Source organism: Bizionia argentinensis JUB59 (assembly GCF_000224335.1).
Classification (GTDB): Bacteria; Bacteroidota; Bacteroidia; order Flavobacteriales; family Flavobacteriaceae; genus Algorimicrobium; species Algorimicrobium argentinense.
Genome location: NZ_AFXZ01000061.1, coordinates 21,427 through 42,612, shown reverse-complemented (window position 1 = coordinate 42,612; position 21,186 = coordinate 21,427). Strand labels below are relative to the sequence as shown.

Sequence of the window (21,186 nt, the reverse complement as noted above, 5' to 3'; positions counted from 1 at the left end):
AATTGAGTAGCTTTTAATCGTTTTATTTTAAAAATTTTACTGGTTATTAGCACTAAAAAAATTTAAAATTATGTTGTAATTATTTATCTCTTGTAAACGTTTCCATAACATCATCACTAACACCCATATTACTAAATCCACCATCGTGAAACAAGTTTTGAAGTGTTACTTTACGTGTTAAATCGCTAAACATTGTTATCGTATAATTAGCACAATCTAAAGCAGTTGCATTTCCTAAAGGCGACATTTTATCAGCATACGAAATAAAACCATCAAATCCCTTTACGCCACTTCCTGCAGTTGTTGGCGTTGGAGATTGTGAAATAGTGTTAACACGTACTTTTTTATCACGACCGAAGAAATACCCGAAGCTACGAGCAATACTTTCTAACATCGCTTTATTATCTGCCATATCGTTATAATCTGGGAACACACGTTGAGAAGCCATATAAGTAAGTGCTACAATACTTCCCCACTCATTCATAGCATCTTTTTGATACAAGGTTTGCATCACTTTATGAAATGACATAGCAGAAACATCGGTACCTTTTTGAGTCCAATCATAATTTTGACTCGTATAATGATTCCCTTTTCTTAAGTTGACTGACATACCAATTGAATGCAATACAAAATCAATCTTACCACCTAAAATCTCCATAGATTGTTCTATAAGGTTTTCTAAATCCTCAACCGAAGTTGCATCGGCAGGAATAATTTGAGAACCCGTTTTTTCGGCTAAATCTTTTATCTGACCCATTCGCATGGCAACTGGCGCATTAGTTAAAACAAATGTACCGCCTTCTTCGTGAACGCGCTCTGCTGTTTTCCAAGCTATTGAGTTTTCATCTAAAGCTCCAAATATGATTCCTCTTTTTCCTTTTAATAAATTATGTGACATATTTTTAGTGTTGATTTTGTTTTTAATAATTTTCAAAGATAGTATTAATTCAACAATTGTTTAGCATGCGCCATAGCGGAAGTAGAAATTTCTATACCACCAAGCATTTGAGCAATTTCTACAATTCGTTCATCGTGATTTAGTAACCTTAAATTAGTTTGGGTTACCTCGCCAACATCTTCTTTATAAACTTTATAATGTGTGTTTCCTTTTGCGGCTATTTGGGGAATATGCGTTATGGTAAAAACTTGCATACTTTTACTCATATCACGCATAATTTCACCCATTTTGTTCGAAATCTCTCCAGAAACGCCCGAATCAATTTCATCAAACATAATGGATGGCAATTGCACGTAATTGGATAAAATAGATTTTATAGCGAGCATAATTCGTGATAATTCCCCTCCCGATGCTGCTTTTTTAAGTTCATTAAACGCACCGCCTTTATTGGCAGAAAACAGAAAAGACAAATCATCTTTTCCATTATTCCTAAACGCTACAGAAGGATTAAGCGTAATATTAAATCTAGCATTAGGCATACCTAACTGCTGTAAAAGTGCTTCTAGTTCCTTCGTTAATCCTGGAATGGATTTCATTCGTTTGGTATGAATAGTATGTGCTAAAGCATCAATAGCTTTTTGAGACACTTCTACTTCTTGTAATTTATCGGAAATCGTATCATCTAACCTTTCAGTGACAGCTACTTTCTCTGACAATTCATTTTTAATAGAAATAAGCTCTGCCACATCACCAGCCAAATGCTTTTTGAGCAAGGTGTTTATCAATTCCAACTTATTGCTAACTAGTGTCAGTTTTTCAGGGTCTAAATCAAGATCTTCTTGAAGCGATTCTATTTCCGTGAAAATATCATTAATTTCTATAGAACTACTGGCGACCCGATTAAAAACATCTTCATATTTTCCTGAAAATTTCGATATTTTTTGCAAGCCATTTTTAGCGACCAACAAAGCAGACATTACGCCAATTTGTTCTTCACTTAACAACTGGTTAACCGCTGATAATTCCTCCTTAATATCTTCAACATTATTAAGAGTTTCGTAGGTTTCTTCCAGCTCTTGCAATTCGCCATCAATTAATTTGGCCTCTTCCAACTCTTTTAATAAGTACGAATTATAATCATGTTCCTTAATAGCTTCTGCTTGAAACTTTAAAAGTTCATCATACTCTTTTTGAAGGATTTTATACGTTTTCAAAGCTGCTTTATAGTTTTGTAAATCTTTCTGGTTATTTGCCAAAGCATCTATAACCTGAAATTGATACGCATCATCCATTAACTGCATAGTTTCATGCTGGGAATGAATATCGATTAATTGCGCACCTAATGCTTGTAATCCGTTTAAATTTACTGGCGAATCATTTACAAATGCCCGCGATTTCCCTGAAGGTAAAATCTCGCGTCTAATAATAGTTAACGCTTCATAATCGAAATCAAATTTCTTGAATAAGCTTTCAAGTTTGTAATTGGATACATCAAAAACAGCCTCAATAACACATTTGACTTCGGTGTTTTTTAAAGCACTTAAATCGGCTCGTTTACCCAAGATTAAAGATAAACCACCTAAAAGAATAGATTTTCCAGCACCAGTTTCACCTGTTATAATAGTTAATCCCTGATTAAAATTAACTTGCAGGTGATCTATTAATGCGTAATTTTTTATAGTTAAAGCTGTTAACAAGGCTTTTTAGATTAAAAGGTTATCGTAATTTTATAACAATTAAATTCTAAGAAATTTCCCTTAAAACTTAATATTTCGCCATTTACTGGAATACATTGGCGCAACACGGTTTAGTGCAGAAATTAAATTTGTTATTTCTACGTTGGGACCACTCGAGAATATCTCTTCAATTTCATCGCCTTTAGCATCAAAAAACGACCGTAATAAAAAAGTGTTTGGACGCCTTCTATTTATAATTTCAAATTGCTCAAGTGCAGTTGCAATAGTAGCTTTAGCTCCTTTTTGATTTGTACTCATAGTATCCAATCCTAAAATATGGTAATCGTACATTACTTTTCTATATTCCTTGAAGGTTTGAGATAGTAAATTATCAATTAAAGCAAAACGCGTTTGTAAGCCATCTTCTAACCTCCAACCTTTTGCATTTTCCTGTTGTGAATAACTAACAATATTTTGTGCCTGCTTTAAATACGCATCACCACCTTCCAAAGCAAAGCTATCGGCATCTAAACCTAAAATCATATAAACGTGAAACGCTATAACCGATACTAAATTAGATTCAAACTGATTCTCATTATAGAGTAAGTTTTCAAACTCCACATAACGAAAGGTGAAGTCTTTATCATTAACATTATATATAGGTGTTAAGTATGAAGAACCATAAACGGGGCGTGAAGATTGCACTTGAATTGTTGCCTTAAAAACATCGCCAGAATATTCGGTGATATTTATAAACATTCCGCAAGTTATGCGTTCTTGCGAGTTATATTCTTTATTGGTCCAGGTTTTATTATTTACAAACTCTTGCAATTGTTTTTCAAGCGTTTTAAAAATCGGTAAGTTTTCATTACCCGTAAATTGCGCATTTACCACAACATTGCAATTCAACTCTTGACTATAACTAGTGAAAGAAATGAAAATTAAAAATAACAGAAAAACTCTATGCATGTAATTGTTTTATTATAACATTCAAAATATCTACTGCAACATCTTCTTTAGACTTTAAATCGTAAGTCGTAAGTGTACCTTGATTATCAATCAATGTAACTTTATTGGTATTAGATTTAAAACCGGCACCTTTATCCTTTAACGAATTTAACACAATTAGATTTAAATTCTTTGCCTTAAGTTTACCTTTTGCGTTTTCAATTTCATTATTAGTTTCCAAAGCAAAACCAACCAAAAACTGATTCTCTTTTATGGCGCCTAATGATGCTAAAATATCTTTGGTTTTCTCCAACTCTAAAGATAACGTTTTCTCTTTCTTTTTTATTTTTTCAGTGGACGCAAATTTTGGTTTATAGTCGGAAACTGCAGCAGCTAAAATAGCAACATCCATGTCTTTAAAATACCTATGTGCGGCATTATACATCTCCTCTGCTGATGTTACCGGAATAACTTGAACATAACTATGCGTTATTTTTTCGTGAGTTGGACCTGAAATCAATATAACTTCTGCGCCTAAATTGGCCGCAGCTTTGGCTATTTCAAAGCCCATTTTTCCACTGGAATGATTCCCAATAAAGCGAACTGGATCTAGAGCTTCATAAGTTGGACCAGCTGTAATGAGTACTTTTTTTCCACGTAAAGGTGACTTCTCTAAAATATCATTTTCTATAAAAGAGAGAATATCTTCAGGTTCCGCCATACGTCCTTCGCCTATTAAACCACTAGCCAACTCGCCACTGGTAGCTGGAATAATGATATTCCCAAAGCTTTGTAAAACTTTGAAAGACTCTAAAGTAGATGGATGTTTATACATATCCAAATCCATAGCAGGCGCAAAATAAACAGGGCATTTAGCTGATAAATAGGTGGCCATTAATAAATTATCGGAAGTGCCATTCGCCATTTTAGAAAGCGTATTGGCAGTAGCTGGTGCAATAATAAATAAGTCGGCCCAAAGGCCTAATTCTACGTGATTATTCCAGGTTTCATTATCGTCATCGGGATTGGTAAACGTTGAATGAACTGGATGTTTGGAGAGTGTGGAAAGTGTTAATGGGGTAATAAATTCTTTAGAAGCAGGTGTCATTACAACTTTTACGTCTGCACCTGCTTTTATAAATGCTCTAACTAATGATGCCGTTTTATAAGCAGCAATACCAGCACTTATGCCTAGTAATATTTTTTTACCGCTTAATATTGACATATCGTTGTTATTCCTGAATATCCTCTTCTGTATTTCTATAATAAATTTTACCATCTAACCACTCTTGAACTGCTAAAGCATGTGGCTTTGGTAATTTTTCGTAAAATTTAGAAACTTCAATTTGCTCTTTATTTTCGAAAATCTCTTCAAGACTATCGTTATGCGTTGCAAACTCGTCTAATTTCTCGATTAGTTCCTTTTTAATTTCAGAATTTATTTGTTCTGCACGTCTCGATATAATTGAGATCGCTTCGTAAATATTTCCTGTAGGCGCTTCAATCTTATTTTTATCGTAAGTTGTCGTGTTTACTGGCGCATTAATCTTCTTTAAATCCATAATATGTAAGTATATTAACTTTTTGTACTGTAGTTTTCTAATTCTTCATCAATAACTTCATTCATTTTATCCGCTTTTTCTATAAAAATAGGATTAGAAGACGATTTTTTAAAGTTATTATAATATAATTTGGCGTCTTTTAAACGCTCCTCTTTTTTATGATATACACTATTCACAGCTAATTGAAAAGCAGAATCAAATTTAATATACAGAGCTTCTTCTCTATAAACAGTTCCTGGGAAATCGATAATAAAATTATCCATGGCTTTCATTGGCGCATGAAAATCTCGTGTAAAACCAGCAATAGTATTAAATTGCTTCGCTATACTAAAAGCTTTTGTTTCTAGTTTTAAATCTAACTCCTTTACTAAACCATTGGCTTCTTGAAGAAATTCTGATTCTGGAAATAAGTTTATAAACAATTGAAGTTTTTCTATGGCATGTTTGGTTTCATGTTGTTCTTTAGAAAAAACTGGCGATAACATATAAGCACTTTTTGCGCTTAAAAAGGCTGCTTCTTCCAATTTTTCACTGTTTGGATAAGCGTCCATAAATCGTTCAAACTTATGGCTTGCTAGATACCAGTCTTTTTCTTCATAGTAACTTTTAGCATTTAAGTAAGATACCTTTTCCGCCTGTGGTTTACCTCTATATGCTGGTAATATTTGCTCAAACAACTTATTTGCTTTAGCGTATTTACCGGCATTATAAAGTTTTTCACCAACATTATATTTGGTTGCAGTATCTACTGACTTTAATGCTTTTTGATATTCGCTACAAGAACTTAAAAGTGTGCAAGTTAGAATTATGTAAAGGAATTTCTTCATAGTTTTAAAACAGTGTGCAAAATTAGGTTAATAAAATGGATTTTAAAAATATTTATTTCGCTAAAATACAAGGTAAAACAAACTACCTATTAGTATTAAGTATTATTTAACGCTTATGCATAATTATTAATATATTCTGTGATATTTTGTTTAAGTACATCAGTTGCTTCTACTAATGGCAATCTAACAGTTGGCTGACATAAATCCATGAGGCTTAAAACAGCCTTAATTCCGGACGGATTGTTCTCCGAAAAAATTAAACCGGTAATATCCATTAGCTTATTGTGAAGCTTAAAGCCTTCTTTATTTTCCCCTTTCAACCCTAATTGAATCATTTTTGAAAAATCTTTTGGAAAGGCTTGCCCAATAACAGATATAACGCCAGAACCTCCAGCTAAAACAACAGGCAGAGCTAAATCATCATCTCCTGAAATAATCATAAAATCAGCTGGTTTATCTCTTAATAGCCGTAAATATTGCCCAATGTTTCCAGCAGCCTCTTTAACTGCTACAATATTTTGGCAGGTATTGGCTAATGTTATTATGGTTTCAGGCAGCATATTAGAACCTGTTCTTCCAGGTACATTATACAATACTATTGGAATTGGGCAAGCTTTAGAAATCGCTTGAAAATGCGCTATTATTCCAGACTGCGTTGGTCTACTATAATAAGGTGAAACAGATAAAATAGCATCGATATTTGATAAATCGCTCGTATTAATTTCCGCTATAACTGCTGCCGTATTATTTCCGCCAATACCCAGAACTAACGGTACACGCTTTTTATTTGAGGCTACTATTGTATTAATAATAGCCTGCTTTTCATGTGAAGTTATTGTTACACTCTCACCAGTTGTTCCAGCAATGACGATATAGTCCATGCCGTTTTCAATATTGAAATCAACAATACGCGCTAAAGCATCATGATCTACAGATAAATCCGTTTTAAAAGGTGTAACTATAGCTATTCCTGCGCCCGTTAATTTATGCTTCATGTTTAAGTATCTTAAAAACTTGTAAATATTTTAATAATTCAGTTTCAAAAGCATTAAAATCATTTAAAGGCGTATGAATAATCAAATCATTTAAACGTGGGTCACCTTGAAAAATACTCGCTTTAAAACGGGCTTCAGATTTAGCCGTAAGTATCTTTAAACGCAAGGTGTCTGTAGTGTAGAAGCTAATAAGCAAATCGAAATTCGTCTGTAAGAACGTTTCTAGCTCGCTATTTCGTATCGCACCTCTCCAACCTATATCTTCAGGGTTAAAACAGGTATGCCACGATACTAATTCTAAATTTTCAGTTTCCGTAAATGCTATAACTTTAAATTTATTAGGTGTAATATTTAGTTTGGAAACTAATGTATTGAACATCTCTAAATCCGATACCTCATCGGCATTTACAATAACACCAACACTATCAACGACTTGTGTTTTAGAGGCTCTTTCTGATTTATTCAGTAACGACCGTAAGTGCTTTTTAATAGATTTTTCTTTAAAACCCTTTAAAATCATTATATCTTTATGCTTTGCACAAATATACTAAAAGAACACACAAACGCGTACTAATTTTATCTGTTTATACATATGAAACTGCAGCACTTATTCATAACAATTATTGCCCTTACGTTTTTTAATTGCAAACAAGATACTTGGCAATTAAAACGTATTCAAGGTGAACAAATTAATATAAACGACACCTTACAAGCTGATGCAGAAATTGAAGCATTTATTAAACCTTACCGCGAACATGTTAACAAGGATTTAGATAGTGTGTTAAGCTATGCGGTTGCCACCTACTCTAAAAGTGATGGCGAATTTAATACGGCTATTGGCAATTTATTTGCCGACGCCGTTTACGAACAGTCCAACCCCGTTTTCTTTAAACGAACTGGAAAAAATATTGATATGGTTTTATTAAACCATGGTGGAATTCGCGCTATTATATCCAAGGGACCTGTAACTTCCAGAACAGGTTTTGAAATTATGCCGTTTGAAAATAGCATTGTCGTGGTTGGTATCAAAGGCAGCCAAATTAATGACATGACCAACTATTTATCCAAAGCTAAACGCGCGCATCCAATTGCCAAACTACACCTAGTTTTAGATGTGGATTATAATGTGAAAGAAGCAGATATTTCAGGTGAAGCTATTGATACGACACGAACCTACTACGTTGCTACAAATGATTATCTATATAGTGGCGGCGACCATATGACGTTTTTTCAACCAGAAGAATCTTTACACATTTTAGATTATAAAATTAGAAACGCACTGATTGATTATTTTAAACAAACCGACACTATTAAACCGGTAATTGATAATCGCTTTATTAAATTAAAAAACTAGTATTATGAAACGTCGCGAATTTATTCAGCAAACATCAGCTTCTGCAGCATTAGTAACGGTAGGTGGATTTGGTTTAACATCTTTTGCTTCTGGCGAAAAATATAAAAAAATAACCATTCTACATACTAACGATGTTCACAGTCATATAGATCCTTTTGGACCTGACGATGGTCGAAACCCTAATCAAGGTGGTGTTGCTAGACGCGCATCATTAATTGATTCAATTCGAAAAGAAAACCCACATACTTTGCTGTTAGACGCTGGCGATATTTTTCAAGGAACGCCATACTTTAATTATTATGGTGGTGAATTGGAGTTTAAACTAATGAGTAAATTAAAATACGATGCAGCCACAATAGGAAACCATGATTTTGATAATGGCTTAGAAGGTTTATTTGCACAAATGCCACATGCTGAATTCGATTTTATCTCCGCTAATTACGATTTTTCCAACACCGTTATGGATGGCTTGGTTAAACCCTACAAAATTTTCAATAAAAACGGTATTAAAATAGGAGTTTTTGGAATGGGTATTAAGTTAGAAGGCTTGGTTGATAAAAAAATGTATAAAGAAACTGAATATTTGGATCCTGTTGAAATGAGTCAGGAAATGACTCGTATTTTAAAAGAAGATGAAAAGTGTGATTTAATTATCTGCTTATCACATATTGGCTACTATTATAAAAACAGTCCAGACCATATTAGTGATTTGGTGTTAGCTGCTAAAACAAAAGATATTGATTTAATTATTGGTGGTCATACTCATACATTTTTGCCAAAACCAACTGTTGTTAAAAATAGTTTAGGCAATAATATGCTTGTCAACCAAGTAGGTTGCTTCGGTCTAAATTTAGGGAAAATTGATTTCTATTTTGATAAAAACAAAAATATAACTAGCGAAGGTGTTTCTATTACCGTTTAAGCCACACGCTTAATATCTTTAACATTTATAGGAAGACATACGTTTTTTAGGCTTTCTGTTAACTGCCATGTAATTTCTTATTAAAGTAAGCTGCAAGCGCTAAAACCAATAAAATGGTACTATTTATTTAGAACGTTTAATGCAACATAAAGAGTTGAACCTTCCTGTTTTTGACAGTAGAATGAAAGTAGAAGAAAGCAAAAGCAACTACAAAAAGTAAAGTTTGCAAAATGTTAAGCATGTCATGATCCGTGATGTAGAAATATGCAATTTGGATTACTTCAGAAAAAACAATGCAGATTGAACCCAAAAAAACGAGTAAAGTTTTCTTGTTGTCATTATAAAAATAGCTAATTAAGGACACCATGAGCAGTAATAACATGACAACATTATACAGGAGCTCGATACTAATTAAATAGTGCGATTTCGCCATAAACTTTGGATTTACAATCGCTATTAACATGTATGCGATGTAAATATTTAAAGCCATCAAAACAATAATTTGTAACAAATATTTCTTTAAGACCTTCCTTACATTTATAGTTTTAAAAACCTCTGCGATTAAAAAACAGTAAGCTATTATATAAAGTATATTTCCTAAAATATAAACCAAATCGAACTTTATTTGTCCATAATTGTCGGTTGCATATTCAGCAAACACCGATAACTCTGTAATGGAAAAGGTGAGTAAAAAAAGTGTGAAAAAAGTTGGTTTATCGCGTACGTTTATAAAATATAGAAGGGTAAATAATGGAACTATTAAAGATTTACTTGAAATAGATAAGAATTCGAGTCCATTAAACTGAAATACCGCGAATGCTACGCATAAAACGATAATGAGAAAAATGATAATATTTGTTAATTTCATTATAGGTTAATCAGTGGTTGGGGACGCTAATATATATAAATTTAGCAGTTAAAAGTAAAAACAAGTACTTAATCGATTAAAAGCTACAGGGTTCCCAGACTATCATTGCAACATACTCAAGAAATCTTGTTCGGAAATTATCGGTATTTCCAGTTTATCTGCCTTTTCTTTTTTACTAGGCCCCATATTATCTCCGGCAATAACGTAATTTGTTTTAGAAGAAATAGATGACACTACTTTTCCTCCGTTATCTTCTATAAGTTTTTTTAATTCATTTCTAGACACCGTATGAAAGACTCCAGAAACGACAAATGCTTTTCTTTCTAACGTATTAGTTTGATTTGCTAACTTTTCCGCAGATATTTCCATTTGAACACCAAATAATCGTAATCGGTTAATCATTTCTGTGTTCGCTTCCACATTGAAAAAATCAGTTACACTTTCAGCTATTCTTACACCTATTTCATCTACCGTAACTAACTCTATAATTGAAGCATTCATTACCGCATCAATATTTTTATAGTGCTTAACTAATTTCTTGGCGACCGTTTCACCAACATATCGAATACCTAAACCAAATAAAACACGTTCAAAAGGAACGATTTTGCTAGCTTCAATACCATTTATTAAATTTTCAGCACTTTTCTGTGCCATGCGTTCTAGTGGCAATACATCATCAATAGTTAATTCATACAAATCAGAATAATTAGAAATCAATCCTGCATTTACTAATAGGGCAACAGTTTCTCCACCCAAACCATCAATATCCATTGCCTTACGACTAATAAAATGCTGAATCCTCCCAATAATTTGCGGGTTACAACCATTATAATTAGGACAATAATGCTGCACCTCGCCTTCTTGCCTGACTAATTCCGTCTGACATTCCGGGCAATGCGTAATATATTGTGTAGGCTGGGAGTTTACTGGTCGTTCATTTAAATCGACTGCGATAATTTTAGGGATAATTTCCCCTCCTTTTTCAACAAAAACAATATCGCCTTCCCGAATATCTAATCGTTCAATTTGGTCAGCGTTATGCAAGGACGCACGTTTTACTGTAGTTCCCGCCAATTCCACTGGATCTAAATTAGCAACCGGCGTAATAGCACCAGTTCTGCCTACTTGATATGTAATTTCATTCAGTCGTGTGGAAACTTGCTCCGCTTTAAACTTATAAGCCATAGCCCAACGTGGCGCTTTAGCTGTATAACCTAACTCTTCTTGTTGCTGCAAATCGTTAACCTTAATTACAACGCCATCCGTTTCATAGGGTAATTCATGACGATGCAAATCCCAATGCTCAATAAAAGCTAAAACAGCATCTATAGAATTTACTTTCTTCGCAATAGGTGGCACTTTAAACCCCCAAGTACGAGCCTTTTCAAGGCTTTCAAATTGGGTGTCGATATTAAGATTACTTCCGGTAATATTATATAATAAGCATTCCAAAGGGCGTTTTGCTACTTCGGCACTATCCTGTAATTTTAAACTTCCAGATGCTGTATTTCGTGGATTTCTATATGGCTCTTCCCCTATTTCAATCCGCTCCTCATTCATTTTAATAAAACCTTCAAAAGGTAAAACGATTTCACCACGAATATCGAATTTCTCAGGGTATTCCCCTTTTAACTTTAAGGGTACGGATTTGATAGTTTTAATATTCGCCGTAACATTATCGCCCTGCAAACCGTCGCCACGCGTAATCGCTTTTACTAATTTGCCTTTTTCGTAAGTCAGACTAATAGAGGCGCCATCATATTTTAATTCACAGGTATAGCTAATATCGCCATCGACCATTTTTTTAATGCGCGTTTCCCAATCCAATAAATCCTCTTTGGAGTAAGAGTTATCTAATGAGTACATACGGTGCTCATGAACTACCGTTTCAAAATTCTTGGTTATTTCACCACCTACACGATGCGTTGGCGAACTAGCATCAAAAAACTCCGGATGTTTTGCTTCGAGCTCTTGAAGTTGCTTAAGTTTTACATCAAATTCATAATCACTAATAGTCGGATTATCTTGTACGTAATACATTTGATTATGCTGACTTAATTCGTCTCGTAAAGCTTCTATTTGTTCGTGTATCGTCATAAATTTATTTCATTCCTTTTAACATGCGCGGATTCTTAAACATATCATTTTTAAGAATAATATTTCTAAACGGATAGGTTTGCAATAAAGCTTCCGTTTCGGCGCCAAGATATTGATTAATTTCAAAAAACAACAGCCCATTTTCCTTCAATTTCTTAATTGAGAAATCGGAAATAGCTTTATAAAATTGTAGTGGATTTTCGTCTTTTACAAACAAGGCTAAATGTGGCTCATGATTTAAAACATTATTTTTAATTTCTACTTTTTCAAGATCGCGGACATAAGGCGGATTTGATACTATAACATCAAAGAAATCATTCCCAGAAGTAAGCAGTTCGTGTGTTACATTTAAAATACTATCCACAATACCTGTTATGGAAACGGCATTTAATTCCGCATTTCCCTTCGCTACTTTTATAGCATCTGGACTTATATCCAGCGCATAAACTTGGGCATTTGGCAAGTTTTTAGCTAAACTAATAGCAATGCAACCAGTTCCTGTACCGATGTCTAATATTTTTAAGGGCTGATCTTTTTTATCAGAAAGCGTTTCTAAAATCCATTCCACTAATCCCTCCGTTTCTGGCCTTGGAATTAACGTGTGCTTATTTACTTTAAATGGTAATCCGTAAAACTCCGTTTCACCAATTATATATTGAATAGGTTCCTCTAATTTCAAACGGCTTAACGCTTCAAACAAAGGCTGTTCATCTTGTTTGGTGATGACATATTTCGGATCTAAAACCAATGTAATTCTATTTAAATCCAAATAAAAATCAATCAGCATATTAAAAAAACTGCGTACCTCATCCGCGCCATACAAGGCGTCCAATTCTTGATGAAATATATTTTGTATATCTTTTAAAATCAAAGTGTAATTGTTTGTCGATTTATTCGAATTATAACTGTTTTAACATCCAAACATTGCAGGAATAATGCCCCGTGCTTCCCATGGATTTTTGCAAATGCTCAAAACCGACTTTGGTATATAATTTTTGTGCACCAACCATAAAGGGCAAAGTTTCCAAATAACAAGACTTAAAACCAAATTCTCTGGCTTTATTTAAGCATTTTTCTATCATTTTAACACCCAGTCCTCTACCTCTAGCTTCAGGTAAGAAATACATTTTTTGCAATTCACAAACCGAATCATCTGCACCTTCCAACCGCCCTATACCACAACCACCTATAACCTTGTCATCGGCAAGTAAAACAAAATAAGCCATTTTAGGATGATTATAAGTTTCCGTCATCACGTCTAATGAAGCGTCTTCATAAGCTGTTCCCACTTTGGGTGCTTCCAATTCCTCAAAAACAGCGCGAACAACAGCTGCTATTTGCGCGTTATCGGCTTTGGTAATTTCTCTAATAACAATATTATTTGGACTCACTTAATTGTCTTATTTTTATATCCTGAAATTCTGGGATGAAGATACATGAAAAATATATAAATCGCTGCATTGAAATAGCCAATAATGGATTAGGAACTACGGCGCCAAACCCTATGGTAGGCTCGGTAATTGTTTACAACAACCTTATAATTGGCGAAGGCTTTACGAGTCCGTTTGGCGGTTCACATGCCGAAGTAAATGCTATTCAATCGGTTGCAGATAAAGCACTTTTAAAAGAAGCGACTTTATATGTTACCTTGGAACCATGTAGTCACTTTGGAAAAACACCGCCTTGTAGCAATTTAATTATAGAACATGGCATTCCTCAAGTAGTAATCGGAACCGTGGACACACATAGTAAAGTAGCGGGAAATGGCATTAAGAATCTCATAGAAGCTGGTTGCAAGGTTACGGTTGGCGTTTTAGAAGATGAATGTCAAGAACATCATAAGCGTTTTTTTACATTTCATAATAAAAAACGCCCTTATATTATATTAAAATGGGCTGAAACGGCAGATGGTTTTATAGCACCAAAAACTCGCGATGCACAAAAACCGGTTTGGATTACTAATGAATTTTCACGCCAACTAGTTCATAAGTGGCGTACTGAAGAACACGCTATTTTAGTAGGCACCAATACGGTTACAACAGATAATCCGAGTTTAACGGTTCGAGATTGGACTGGTAGAAATCCAATTCGCATTGTTTTAGATAGACAGCAGAAATTATCAAACGCGTTACATATTTTTAACGGAGAAGCAGAAACGATTCACTTAACTAAAAATGAGATAAACTTCAATAAACCACTCGCTCATCAAATCGGCGGTTTTTTACATAGAAAAAACATTCAATCTGTTATAATTGAAGGCGGTTTGCAAACCTTACAAACGTTTATTAATGAAGATATTTGGGATGAAGCACGCGTTTTTACTGGGAAATCAACTTTTTTAGAGGGCACAAAAGCACCTTCTTTTTCTGGTGAATTAAATTCAGAAACGGCAATTATGGATGATATGCTTCATATTTATAGAAATAAATCCGCACATTAGGGTATAGACGAACATAACACCATTATGATAAAAACACTTATTTTCGATTTTGGCGATGTATTCATCAATTTAGATAAAATTGGCGCCATGCAAAACGCCTTAAATTTATTTAAAACATCAGAACTCTCTCCAGAAATAATCTCTTGCAATCAAGCATATGAGCAAGGCCATGTCTCTTCAAAAGAATTTATAGCTTTTTACAAAAAGCAATTACCCGATTTAAGTGAAAACGAAATTTTAGATTCTTGGAACTTTCTTTTAAGGGACTTCCCAATACATCGTTTAGAGTTTTTAAAACAATTGGCTTCAGAAAAAAAATATCAACTCATTTTATTAAGCAATACCAATGCCGCTCATATTAAATGGGTACAAGAAGAAGTACCATTTTATGAAGAATTTAAAGCTCAATTTAATGCATTCTACTTATCGCATGAAATTCAATTACGAAAACCCAATCATTCCATTTACCAGTTTGTTTTAGACGAAAACAATTTAGATCCAAAAGCTTGCTTATTTATTGATGATACTGAAGAAAACATAATAGCTGCATCTCAATTGGGGATTCACACTTGGCATATTAATCCGGAAAAAGACGATATTGTCAATCTATTTAACGTTAAAAAAGAACTCTTTTGATTTATTTACTATTAAGCATATTAGCGTCTACGATAATTTTTGTGCTCTTTAAATTATTCGACAAGCACCAGGTAAACACCCTGCAAGCTATTGTTGTTAATTATATAACAGCTTTCACCATTGGTATTGTTACTTATGAAGAAACCATTAACATCCAGGCTATTATTGCTACTAAATGGTTTTATGGCGCTATTATTCTAGGCTTCCTATTTATTATTGTTTTTAATGTTATGGCCATTACTTCGCAGCGCGTGGGTTTATCCGTTGCCAGTGTAGCTACCAAAATGAGTGTTATTATTCCAGTCGTTTTTGGCATTTATGTTTATAATGAAAGTGCTGGTTTATTTAAAATTATTGGCATTATTACTGCTTTGTTTGCCGTTTATCTTTCAACTATGAAATCGGGGACACGTATTAAAAATAAGCAGTATTTTATTTATCCTATTATTATTTTTTTGGGAACAGGAGTTATTGATACGTCTATTAAATATATAGAAACAACCTATTTACCAGACAATGGTATTCCTGTTTTTTCGGCAACTATTTTTTGCTTTTCAGCTATGATTGGAATGAGCATGCTCATCTATCAAAAAATAAAGGGTAAATTCATTTTTAATCCTAAAAGTTTATTGGGCGGCTTCTTTTTGGGTATTGCCAACTATGCTTCTATGTATTATATTTTAAAAGCTTTAAATCATGAAACTTTAGAAAGCTCTACCATATTTACGATAAATAATGTGACCATAATTCTATTAACCTCGCTTTTAGGTTTCTTTATATTTAAGGAAAAGCTTTCTACAAAAAATTGGATAGGTATCAGTTTAGCTGTAATTAGTATTTATATTATTACTGTTTTTTAAATTAAGAAACGATTTTGCTTGCAATAAAGCCTTTTCTTTATTCAGATAAATTAAAATCATGAAACACGCAAATGGTATTATCCCGTGAGCAGTTCTGTAAATTGTTTCAAACAAATACTGATGTAAAGTCAAGAAAGAAACTTCATAAGTTAATCCACTAATAACTCTTGCTAATGCTGTAATTACACCCCAAAAGGCGGCATAAACTAATGCAATTCTTGATGTTTTTGGAACAAATATTAAAATAGCGACAATAAAATCTAAAATTCCAGCGGTAAATAAGAGTTCCTTTGCTAGGTTTTCAGTTACTGGCAAAATATTTAGTGACATAGTCACAAAATTAGCTGGTAGCGGGTAAATAGTTCCTATAGCATAGACACCATGACTTATAAAAGCTACGGCTATAATAACTTTTAAAGGTATTATTAACTTATTTAAATCGTGCTTTACCTTAAACAAATACAATAGAATAAATGGTGAACCAAACTGAATGGTATGCTCAAAAAACATGGAAATATGATAAAATTCACTTTTAGTAAGCAACAAAGAAAGAAGCAATAACAGTAATCCTCCAATAAACAGCATTATTTTATATACTTTTTTAGAACTCTCTTCAATAAACAAACTTATTAAAGCGCATATAAAATAAAACAAGCCATTCAATTTTATCACATTTTGAATAAGATTATCTCCATCTAAATCGGTTACGTAATCTCTCCAACTAATATTAAAAACACCTTCAACGATTGGACTCAATAATTTCTGATCCCAAAGTAAAGACCTAAAAGGCGCGTCCCAAAACAAATGCTGATAAGCTCTACCAATAAAGATAAAAAAGCAACTGATTTTTAATAAAAATATAATGTTTTTTTTACTCATTTTAAATCTGTATTCAGACTTCAAAAATACCCTAAACTAGTTGGTCAACATATTACCTCAACATTAAATAATTCTTAATGTAAAACCATCATTTAGCAACAGTTTTAAATTAAAGTTATCACTAAAATTTCATACTGTTTTATACAATAGCCTAGACTAATTTAGCCTTGAAACCTTAAATAAAATATCATGAAAAAAATTACATTATTGGTTCTATTATTAATAGTATCAATAAAAACACAAGCAAATAATGATCGCTATCGGTTAGTAATAACTGACGATCCAGCAACTACAATTACCATAGGATGGGATCAAACGTCGGGCATAAACCCAATTGTATATTACGACACAATAGATTACGGTATTAACTTTAATAACTATGCTTACAATAAAGCCGTAGAAAGAGTTAGAACCTATAAGAGTATGAATAATAACTTTGTAAAATTAACGGAGCTAACACCAAATACTGCTTATTATTTTGTGATAAAAGATTCTGAAGGAACAAGTAATCGTTTCTGGTTTAAAACAGCGCCAAGCACTAATGAAGCCATGTCTTTCATTGCTGGAGGAGATTCTAGAAATAACATCGTGCCAAGACAAAATGCTAATTTATTAGTTTCAAAATTAAAACCAACAGCTGTTTTTTTTGGTGGCGATATGACCAATAGAGATAGTGGTAGCGAATGGATTGAATGGTTTAATCATTGGCAATTAACAACATCAGCGGATGGAAGAATGATCCCTATTGTTCCAACTAGAGGTAATCATGAAGATTCAAACGAAAGTATATATCACTTATTTAATACACCTTCAACAGATATTTATTACGATATTACTTTTGGGAATAACCTCTACACCATATTTACATTAAACTCCGAAATGACTGCTGGAGGCAATCAAGCCATTTGGTTAGAAGAAAAGTTGAGTACTGAAAACTCTATTTGGAAATCAGCTCAATATCATAAACCCATGAGGCCTCATGCTGGTTCAAAATCTGAAGGCAATGATGAATATAATAATTGGGCACAATTGTTTTACGATTACGGTGTGGATTTAGTTTACGAATCTGACTCTCACAATGTTAAATCTACTTACCCGATTAAACCTTGTAATGGAAGCACAAATTGTGATGAGGGTTTTGAAATAGACAACGACAACGGGACAGTTTATGTTGGCGAAGGTTGCTGGGGAGCACCGTTAAGATCTAATAATGATGATAAAAGCTGGACTAGAAATTCTGGATCTTTTAATCAATTTAAATGGATAACGGTATCTACAACTGAAATAACCATCAAAACAATCATGGTGGATAACGCCGCTTCTGTTGGAGAAAACTCAAACCATGAAATACCGGGTGCTTTACCCACAGGAACGCAAGTTTGGAACCCTTCAAACGGAGATACCATAGTAATAACTAATAATATTACGACACATATTGCAAATATAGCTGCAAATCAAGACGTAGAAGAGCAAACTGATGGTACTGTTGATATATCAAGTTCCGATTTAGAATTTGTTTTCGATGGCGGCTCAAACCAAACTATTGGTATGGAATTCGCTAATGTTAGTATTCCTAAAGGCGCAACAATCTCCAAGGCTTACATTCAATTTACTTCAGACGCAACTGATAGTGACCCTATAGATTTATTAGTTTCTGTAGAAGACACCGCGAATGCAGAACCTTTAACAAACTCGAATAATTCCGTAACATCAAGAACATACTTAAGTCCCATATTATGGTCCCCTGAACCCTGGACCACAGGTGCAAGCGGAACTGCAGAACGCACTTCAGATTTAACACATTCCATTCAAACCATAGTGGGAAATGCATCTTGGGCAAATGGAAATTCTGTAGTTATAAAAATTGAAGCTACACCAGATTATCTTGGACTAACAAACGAAAATAGGAGAGCAAGTTCTATAGAACAAGGAAATGGACCTATTTTACATCTAGAATATACGGAATCTCCAAACGAATTTCCCATTATTGAAATAACCTCGCACGTTCATAACGACTATATAGCAGACGGAAATGATGTTACTTTTACAGCTAACGCGTCAGATGCTGATGGTACTATTACTAGTGTCGAATTCTTTGTAAACGAGACTTCCATTGGACTTTATACATCTCAACCCTATACAATATCAACAACACTTCCTGACGGAATTAACTCATTGAAAGCAACTTCAACAGATGATCAAGGCGCAACCAATTCTAAAGCAATCACAATTTTAGTAGGCGACTTTACATCAACCATTGCTTTAAATGCTTCTCAAGATGTAGAACAGCAAATAGACGGATCCGTAAACGCAACAAGTTCAGATTTAGAGTTTGTATATGATGGCGCATACGTTAAAGGAGATCAAACTATTGGTATTGAGTTTTCTAATGTTGCAATACCATCTGGCGCAATAATTACAAGCGCATACATTCAATTTACTGCAGACGCAACAGACAGCTTACCATTAGATTTATTAATTTCTATTGAAGACAATGCCAAACCAGAAAAACTAACAACCGCGAATTACGGAGTAACCTCTAGAACGTATTTAAATGCGGTTTTATGGTCTCCAGAACCGTGGACAAACAACGCCAGCGGAGAAGCAGAACGCACGCCAGATTTAACATCTTCTATACAAACAATACTATCTAAAAGTTTATGGGCTATAGACAATTCTATAGTTGTTAAAATAGAAGCCACCCCCGATTATCTAGGTTTTACAGATGAAAGAAGAAGAGCAGATTCTGTAGACAAAGGGAATCATCCTGTTTTACATATAATTTATGAGATTAATAGTGAAAGTTTAAACATAGAAGATGTAGTCAATAATTCCGAACAAGTTGTTCTATATCCAAATCCTGCGCACGAAGTCATTAACATTAAATCTCATACTATATTTCATTTAGCAGAATTCTATGCACTTTCCGGTAAATTAGTTTTAATAACTAAAGTAAACAACAATAAAATACTGATTAAGAAATTACAATCTGGCGTTTATATTATTAAGCTATCAGTACCAAATTCCAATTATAAAATAATTAAAAAAGTAATTATAAATTAATTCTAAACACAACTTTAGCAAAAAACGTCCATCATAATTTTAATGAATGGGCGTTTTTTTATATCATTGATGTTTTCACACCTTGAATGATTATAAAAGACACTTATAAAACACTTACAAAACCTTCTGAAGAAGTCTTATTTAAAGATAAAAACAGTAAGTTTTTTGGATATGCGTATCCCATTAAAGACGAAGACGACGTAAAAGATCATATTGAAGCTTTAAAAAAACAGCACCACTCCGCTAGACATTGGTGTTATGCCTACCAAACAGGTAAGGAAGAAGCTAAAATTTACTTTCGAGCTAATGATGATGGCGAACCTAATAATAGCGCAGGCATGCCCATTTACGGGCAAATACAATCTTTTGATGTTACTAATGTCTTAATAGTAGTTGTAAGATACTTTGGCGGTGTAAAATTAGGAGTTGGCGGATTAATTAACGCTTATAAAACAGGTGCACAAATGGCGCTTGAGGCTTCAAAAATTGTTAAGCGAACTATTAATAAACAATTTCTTATTCGTTTTGATTACAAAAACATGAATAAAGTTATGCGTGTTATTAAAGAGAATAATTTAAAAATTAAAGATCAAACTTTGGAGTTGGATTGTCAAATCATTATTTCAGTTCGCTTAAAAAATAGTGAACAAATTCGCGAAAAATTTGAAGCCATCTACGAAGTCGCAATTAAAGAGCTCGATTAAAAGACTCTAGTAGCTCCATGACATAATCTGGACACTTAACAGGCCGTTTTGAACTCATATCAACAAATACCAAAACGGTATGAGCTGTGGCTAAAATATGGCCTTCAGAATTAGTAATTTCATAATCAAATTCTATCCGCACAGAAGGCGTTTTTTTAAGCCGCGTTTTAACCTGAATCACGTCATCATAATGGGCTGGCTTCTTATAATTTAAGCTCATGGAAATAACCGGCAACATAACACCATTTTTTTCCATTTCGTTATAAGAAATTCCAATTTTGCGCATCCACTCAGTACGCCCCATTTCTAGATATAACGCATAATTCCCATGATGAACGACACCCATTTGATCCGTTTCACCATATCTAACTCTTATTGGTATTTGATCTGAAAAATTCATATTATTTGATTAATTTTTTGTAGTTTAGGCAATGCATTAAACATGCGAAAAAATATC

At 33.6% G+C, this 21,186-nt stretch carries 20 protein-coding genes; 7 read left to right on the top strand and 13 right to left on the bottom strand.

The genetic code is table 11. The features are described from left to right. Positions 1–79 precede the first annotated feature (79 nt). The 8 genes from BZARG_RS13300 to BZARG_RS13265 all read right to left on the bottom strand — a co-directional run bounded on the left by BZARG_RS13300 (position 80) and on the right by BZARG_RS13265 (position 7,426). Positions 80–898, bottom strand: a complete 819-nt coding sequence (locus tag BZARG_RS13300; protein WP_008639200.1) for an enoyl-ACP reductase FabI — start codon at positions 896–898, stop codon at positions 80–82. A 44-nt stretch (positions 899–942) separates the two neighbouring features. After that, entirely contained in the window at positions 943–2,595 is a 1,653-nt protein-coding gene (gene recN, locus BZARG_RS13295) for a DNA repair protein RecN (protein ID WP_008639264.1), read from the bottom strand. Positions 2,596–2,655: 60 nt separating this feature from the next. Beyond that, entirely contained in the window at positions 2,656–3,543 is an 888-nt protein-coding gene (gene porD, locus BZARG_RS13290) for a type IX secretion system protein PorD (RefSeq protein ID WP_008639279.1), read from the bottom strand. Further along, on the bottom strand, positions 3,536–4,747 hold the full coding sequence (gene coaBC, locus BZARG_RS13285) for a bifunctional phosphopantothenoylcysteine decarboxylase/phosphopantothenate--cysteine ligase CoaBC (protein ID WP_008639220.1): 1,212 nt from the start codon (positions 4,745–4,747) through the stop codon (positions 3,536–3,538). The genes porD and coaBC overlap by 8 nt, the downstream gene beginning before the upstream one ends. 7 nt (positions 4,748–4,754) lie before the next feature. Next, positions 4,755–5,084 carry a DNA-directed RNA polymerase subunit omega gene (locus tag BZARG_RS13280; RefSeq protein ID WP_008639258.1) on the bottom strand — a complete coding sequence of 110 codons (330 nt, stop codon included), beginning with the start codon at positions 5,082–5,084 and terminating at the stop codon, positions 4,755–4,757. A gap of 14 nt (positions 5,085–5,098) precedes the next feature. Further along, positions 5,099–5,911 carry an outer membrane protein assembly factor BamD gene (locus BZARG_RS13275; protein ID WP_008639295.1) on the bottom strand — a complete coding sequence of 271 codons (813 nt, stop codon included), beginning with the start codon at positions 5,909–5,911 and terminating at the stop codon, positions 5,099–5,101. Positions 5,912–6,024: 113 nt separating this feature from the next. After that, entirely contained in the window at positions 6,025–6,906 is an 882-nt protein-coding gene (dapA, locus tag BZARG_RS13270) for a 4-hydroxy-tetrahydrodipicolinate synthase (protein ID WP_008639214.1), read from the bottom strand. Beyond that, a complete protein-coding gene (locus tag BZARG_RS13265; protein ID WP_008639244.1) occupies positions 6,896–7,426 on the bottom strand; it encodes a DUF6913 domain-containing protein in 531 nt (176 codons plus the stop codon). The genes dapA and BZARG_RS13265 overlap by 11 nt, the downstream gene beginning before the upstream one ends. A 72-nt stretch (positions 7,427–7,498) precedes the next feature. Here BZARG_RS13265 and BZARG_RS13260 point away from each other — a divergent pair, with 72 nt between their 5' ends. Next, the gene (locus BZARG_RS13260) at positions 7,499–8,260 is read left to right on the top strand and encodes a 5'-nucleotidase C-terminal domain-containing protein (protein WP_008639248.1); all 762 of its coding nucleotides are present in this window, start codon (positions 7,499–7,501) and stop codon (positions 8,258–8,260) included. A gap of 4 nt (positions 8,261–8,264) precedes the next feature. After that, positions 8,265–9,182, top strand: coding sequence for a bifunctional metallophosphatase/5'-nucleotidase (locus tag BZARG_RS13255; protein WP_008639221.1), 918 nt, complete (start codon positions 8,265–8,267; stop codon positions 9,180–9,182). 970 nt (positions 9,183–10,152) lie between these two features. Here the strand turns inward: BZARG_RS13255 and ligA are convergent. Genes ligA through BZARG_RS13235 form a run of 3 tightly spaced genes read right to left on the bottom strand, consistent with a single transcriptional unit; the run spans position 10,153 to position 13,538 of the window. After that, positions 10,153–12,147: an NAD-dependent DNA ligase LigA gene (gene ligA, locus BZARG_RS13245; protein ID WP_008639209.1), complete on the bottom strand. Its 1,995-nt coding sequence runs from the start codon at positions 12,145–12,147 to the stop codon at positions 10,153–10,155. 4 nt (positions 12,148–12,151) lie between these two features. Next, positions 12,152–13,018 carry a peptide chain release factor N(5)-glutamine methyltransferase gene (prmC, locus tag BZARG_RS13240; RefSeq protein WP_008639229.1) on the bottom strand — a complete coding sequence of 289 codons (867 nt, stop codon included), beginning with the start codon at positions 13,016–13,018 and terminating at the stop codon, positions 12,152–12,154. A 28-nt stretch (positions 13,019–13,046) separates the two neighbouring features. Beyond that, entirely contained in the window at positions 13,047–13,538 is a 492-nt protein-coding gene (locus BZARG_RS13235) for a GNAT family N-acetyltransferase (RefSeq protein WP_008639217.1), read from the bottom strand. Between the two features lie 35 nt (positions 13,539–13,573). On the opposite strand from BZARG_RS13235, the gene ribD reads away from it, so the two are divergent. The 3 genes from ribD to BZARG_RS13220 are packed head-to-tail and all read left to right on the top strand — an operon-like array spanning position 13,574 to position 16,083. After that, complete coding sequence (ribD, locus tag BZARG_RS13230) at positions 13,574–14,587, top strand: bifunctional diaminohydroxyphosphoribosylaminopyrimidine deaminase/5-amino-6-(5-phosphoribosylamino)uracil reductase RibD (RefSeq protein WP_008639243.1); 1,014 nt, start codon at positions 13,574–13,576, stop codon at positions 14,585–14,587. Positions 14,588–14,611: 24 nt separating this feature from the next. Next, complete coding sequence (locus BZARG_RS13225; RefSeq protein WP_008639215.1) at positions 14,612–15,223, top strand: HAD family hydrolase; 612 nt, start codon at positions 14,612–14,614, stop codon at positions 15,221–15,223. Then, positions 15,220–16,083 (top strand): EamA family transporter, encoded by an 864-nt coding sequence (locus BZARG_RS13220; RefSeq protein WP_008639282.1) that lies wholly within the window; start codon positions 15,220–15,222, stop codon positions 16,081–16,083. Before BZARG_RS13225 ends, BZARG_RS13220 begins: the two co-directional genes overlap by 4 nt. Here the strand turns inward: BZARG_RS13220 and BZARG_RS13215 are convergent. Then, complete coding sequence (locus tag BZARG_RS13215) at positions 16,045–16,962, bottom strand: hypothetical protein (protein ID WP_008639288.1); 918 nt, start codon at positions 16,960–16,962, stop codon at positions 16,045–16,047. The two genes, BZARG_RS13220 and BZARG_RS13215, sit on opposite strands and share 39 nt — an antisense overlap. Positions 16,963–17,151: 189 nt before the next feature. Here BZARG_RS13215 and BZARG_RS15355 point away from each other — a divergent pair, with 189 nt between their 5' ends. After that, positions 17,152–20,025 carry a fibronectin type III domain-containing protein gene (locus tag BZARG_RS15355; RefSeq protein WP_008639212.1) on the top strand — a complete coding sequence of 958 codons (2,874 nt, stop codon included), beginning with the start codon at positions 17,152–17,154 and terminating at the stop codon, positions 20,023–20,025. Between the two features lie 86 nt (positions 20,026–20,111). Next, positions 20,112–20,729 (top strand): IMPACT family protein, encoded by a 618-nt coding sequence (locus BZARG_RS13205; protein ID WP_008639267.1) that lies wholly within the window; start codon positions 20,112–20,114, stop codon positions 20,727–20,729. Here the strand turns inward: BZARG_RS13205 and BZARG_RS13200 are convergent. Continuing rightward, positions 20,713–21,129, bottom strand: coding sequence for an acyl-CoA thioesterase (locus BZARG_RS13200; RefSeq protein WP_008639213.1), 417 nt, complete (start codon positions 21,127–21,129; stop codon positions 20,713–20,715). The two genes, BZARG_RS13205 and BZARG_RS13200, sit on opposite strands and share 17 nt — an antisense overlap. Positions 21,130–21,186: the final 57 nt, after the last annotated feature.

What these genes read in the sequence shown, in the direction of transcription:
- BZARG_RS13215 (WP_008639288.1), bottom strand. Translation starts at nt 16,962, where the DNA reads ATGAGTAAAAAAAACATTATATTTTTATTAAAAATCAGTTGCTTTTTT.
- BZARG_RS15355 (WP_008639212.1), top strand. Translation starts at nt 17,152, where the DNA reads ATGAAAAAAATTACATTATTGGTTCTATTATTAATAGTATCAATAAAA.
- porD (WP_008639279.1), bottom strand. Translation starts at nt 3,543, where the DNA reads ATGCATAGAGTTTTTCTGTTATTTTTAATTTTCATTTCTTTCACTAGT.
- BZARG_RS13200 (WP_008639213.1), bottom strand. Translation starts at nt 21,129, where the DNA reads ATGAATTTTTCAGATCAAATACCAATAAGAGTTAGATATGGTGAAACG.
- BZARG_RS13255 (WP_008639221.1), top strand. Translation starts at nt 8,265, where the DNA reads ATGAAACGTCGCGAATTTATTCAGCAAACATCAGCTTCTGCAGCATTA.
- BZARG_RS13225 (WP_008639215.1), top strand. Translation starts at nt 14,612, where the DNA reads ATGATAAAAACACTTATTTTCGATTTTGGCGATGTATTCATCAATTTA.
- coaBC (WP_008639220.1), bottom strand. Translation starts at nt 4,747, where the DNA reads ATGTCAATATTAAGCGGTAAAAAAATATTACTAGGCATAAGTGCTGGT.
- BZARG_RS13300 (WP_008639200.1), bottom strand. Translation starts at nt 898, where the DNA reads ATGTCACATAATTTATTAAAAGGAAAAAGAGGAATCATATTTGGAGCT.
- BZARG_RS13265 (WP_008639244.1), bottom strand. Translation starts at nt 7,426, where the DNA reads ATGATTTTAAAGGGTTTTAAAGAAAAATCTATTAAAAAGCACTTACGG.
- ligA (WP_008639209.1), bottom strand. Translation starts at nt 12,147, where the DNA reads ATGACGATACACGAACAAATAGAAGCTTTACGAGACGAATTAAGTCAG.
- BZARG_RS13280 (WP_008639258.1), bottom strand. Translation starts at nt 5,084, where the DNA reads ATGGATTTAAAGAAGATTAATGCGCCAGTAAACACGACAACTTACGAT.
- dapA (WP_008639214.1), bottom strand. Translation starts at nt 6,906, where the DNA reads ATGAAGCATAAATTAACGGGCGCAGGAATAGCTATAGTTACACCTTTT.
- BZARG_RS13275 (WP_008639295.1), bottom strand. Translation starts at nt 5,911, where the DNA reads ATGAAGAAATTCCTTTACATAATTCTAACTTGCACACTTTTAAGTTCT.
- BZARG_RS13205 (WP_008639267.1), top strand. Translation starts at nt 20,112, where the DNA reads ATGATTATAAAAGACACTTATAAAACACTTACAAAACCTTCTGAAGAA.
- BZARG_RS13260 (WP_008639248.1), top strand. Translation starts at nt 7,499, where the DNA reads ATGAAACTGCAGCACTTATTCATAACAATTATTGCCCTTACGTTTTTT.
- ribD (WP_008639243.1), top strand. Translation starts at nt 13,574, where the DNA reads ATGAAGATACATGAAAAATATATAAATCGCTGCATTGAAATAGCCAAT.